This window comes from Kordia periserrulae (assembly GCF_003054265.1).
GTDB classification, from domain to species: domain Bacteria; phylum Bacteroidota; class Bacteroidia; order Flavobacteriales; family Flavobacteriaceae; genus Kordia; species Kordia periserrulae.
Map to the genome: position 1 here is coordinate 2,501 of NZ_QBKT01000018.1, position 3,087 is coordinate 5,587.

Sequence of the window (3,087 nt, forward strand, 5' to 3'; positions counted from 1 at the left end):
TGAAGTGTTTAACCTCGCTAGCAACGGTAACTCGTAGGCTCATTATGCAAAAGGCACGCCGTCACCATTAATATGGCTCCGACCGCTTGTAAGCGTATGGTTTCAGGGTCTATTTCACTCCCTTATTCAGGGTTCTTTTCACCTTTCCCTCACGGTACTAGTTCACTATCGGTCTCTCAGGAGTATTTAGCCTTGGCGGATGGTCCCGCCAGATTCATACAGGGTTACACGTGCCCCGCACTACTCAGGATACCACTATCAATTATTTACTTTACCTATACGGGACTATCACCCTCTATGGTCTATCTTTCCAAATAGTTCTAATTCTGTAAACATCAAATCGCGTGGTCCTACAACCCCAATATTGCCGTAACAACATTGGTTTGGGCTATTCCGCGTTCGCTCGCCACTACTAGCGGAATCACTTTTGTTTTCTTCTCCTCCGGGTACTTAGATGTTTCAGTTCTCCGGGTTTGCTCATCTTACGATGTGACATGTCTTCAACATGCCGGGTTGCCCCATTCGGATATCTGCGGATCACAAAGTATGTGCCTCTCCCCGCAGCTTTTCGCAGCTTATCACGTCCTTCTTCGCCTCTGAGAGCCTAGGCATCCCCCATACGCCCTTACTTAGCTTATTGTACTTTTTGCTCTTTATTATTTAATATTTTTCTCTCGATTCATTAATTTAATTAATTTCTCGTTTCTCTCTTTATCTCAATATGTCAATGAACTTTGTAATATCCAAATTGATTGGATATCTCATTAAAATTAATACTAACCCTAATGAGATTCCCGACTGATCGGGAACTTGGTGGAGAATATCGGAGTCGAACCGATGACCTCCTGCGTGCAAGGCAGGCGCTCTAGCCAGCTGAGCTAATCCCCCATAGCAAAATTCAGAATGTTGAATTCAGAATTATGAATGTTGAATTCCAACCTCTAGAATTTCCTCTTCTAATACTTAATCTACAATCTAATTTCTTAAATCATAAAACCTTAAATCGCAAATGTTGTAGTCTCAGGCAGACTCGAACTGCCGACCTCTACATTATCAGTGTAGCGCTCTAACCAGCTGAGCTATGAGACTCTTGCTTGTATCTTTTTCGTTCAATTTTAATTAACAGCTAAGCAAAAACAATCTCTTAAATTGTTACTATAATTCTTCATCGTTGCTCTAGAAAGGAGGTGTTCCAGCCGCACCTTCCGGTACGGCTACCTTGTTACGACTTAGCCCCAGTTACTAGTTTTACCCTAGGCAGCTCCTTGCGGTCACCGACTTCAGGTACCCCCAGCTTCCATGGCTTGACGGGCGGTGTGTACAAGGCCCGGGAACGTATTCACCGGATCATGGCTGATATCCGATTACTAGCGATTCCAGCTTCACGGAGTCGAGTTGCAGACTCCGATCCGAACTGAGATAGGTTTTGTAGATTCGCGCCCTCTTGCGAGGTGGCTGCTCTCTGTACCTACCATTGTAGCACGTGTGTAGCCCAGGACGTAAGGGCCGTGATGATTTGACGTCATCCCCACCTTCCTCACGGTTTGCACCGGCAGTCTTGCTAGAGTCCCCACCACTACGTGCTGGTAACTAACAACAGGGGTTGCGCTCGTTATAGGACTTAACCTGACACCTCACGGCACGAGCTGACGACAACCATGCAGCACCTTGTAATATGTCCGAAGAAAAAGGCGTCTCTGCCCCTGTCATACTACATTTAAGCCCTGGTAAGGTTCCTCGCGTATCATCGAATTAAACCACATGCTCCACCGCTTGTGCGGGCCCCCGTCAATTCCTTTGAGTTTCAATCTTGCGACCGTACTCCCCAGGTGGGTTACTTATCACTTTCGCTTAGCCACTCAGTCTTACGACCAAACAGCTAGTAACCATCGTTTACGGCGTGGACTACCAGGGTATCTAATCCTGTTCGCTCCCCACGCTTTCGTCCCTCAGCGTCAGTATATAATTAGTGATCTGCCTTCGCAATCGGTATTCTATGTAATATCTATGCATTTCACCGCTACACTACATATTCTAACCACTTCATTATTACTCAAGTTATCCAGTATCAAAGGCAATTTTACAGTTGAGCTGCAAACTTTCACCTCTGACTTAAACAACAGCCTGCGGACCCTTTAAACCCAATGATTCCGGATAACGCTTGGATCCTCCGTATTACCGCGGCTGCTGGCACGGAGTTAGCCGATCCTTATTCGTAGAGTACCGTCAAATGAATACACGTATTCACGTTTCTTCCTCTATAAAAGAAGTTTACAACCCATAGGGCAGTCTTCCTTCACGCGGCATGGCTGGATCAGAGTTGCCTCCATTGTCCAATATTCCTCACTGCTGCCTCCCGTAGGAGTCTGGTCCGTGTCTCAGTACCAGTGTGGGGGATCCCCCTCTCAGGGCCCCTACCTATCGAAGTCTTGGTAAGCCGTTACCTTACCAACTAACTAATAGGACGCATGACCATCTAATACCGATAAATCTTTAACTATAATCTCATGCGAGACCACAGTACCATGGGGTATTAATCCAAATTTCTCTGGGCTATCCCCCTGTATTAGGTAGGTTTCATACGCGTTACGCACCCGTGCGCCGGTCGCCATCAGATTGCAAGCAATCTATGCTGCCCCTCGACTTGCATGTGTTAGGCCTGCCGCTAGCGTTCATCCTGAGCCAGGATCAAACTCTTCATCGTTGTTCTTTAATATGTTTAGAACTCAGAAAAATTATCGTAACTCTCAAAAGATGTCTTTGCTTATGTTTTTTATCATTATTTGTCGCCAAATAATTGCTGCTAATCAATATGTCAATGAACTATATTCTTCTTGTCTTTTTTTGCCTTCTCTCTGAAAGCGGGTGCAAATATAAAACCCTTTTTTTATTCCAACAAAACTTTTTTGATATTTTTTTTGAAGCTCTTTCCAAACTTCTTGCCTCTCGCTTTTAAAATATTTTTATTTAGAACTTTACCACTAAATCAATACTGATTTTTGCGGGGTGCAAACATACAACCTTTTTTAATTCTTTGAAAAACTTTTATCTGATTTTTTTTAAAGTTTTTTTCTGTCTTGGAACGTA

At 44.3% G+C, this 3,087-nt stretch carries 2 tRNA genes and 2 rRNA genes (1 of these 4 running past the window's edge); all 4 read right to left on the reverse strand.

What is annotated here, in order from left to right:
• Nucleotides 1–640 (reverse strand): 23S ribosomal RNA (locus C8N46_RS19920); it reaches 2,187 nt to the left of the window's first position.
• Between the two features lie 171 nt (nt 641–811).
• Nucleotides 812–888, reverse strand: a tRNA-Ala gene (locus C8N46_RS19925).
• Between the two features lie 127 nt (nt 889–1,015).
• Nucleotides 1,016–1,089, reverse strand: a tRNA-Ile gene (locus tag C8N46_RS19930).
• Between the two features lie 91 nt (nt 1,090–1,180).
• A 16S ribosomal RNA gene (locus C8N46_RS19935) occupies nt 1,181–2,704 on the reverse strand.
• The 16S and 23S rRNA genes sit together here with 2 tRNA genes alongside, the layout of an rRNA operon.
• Nucleotides 2,705–3,087: the final 383 nt, after the last annotated feature.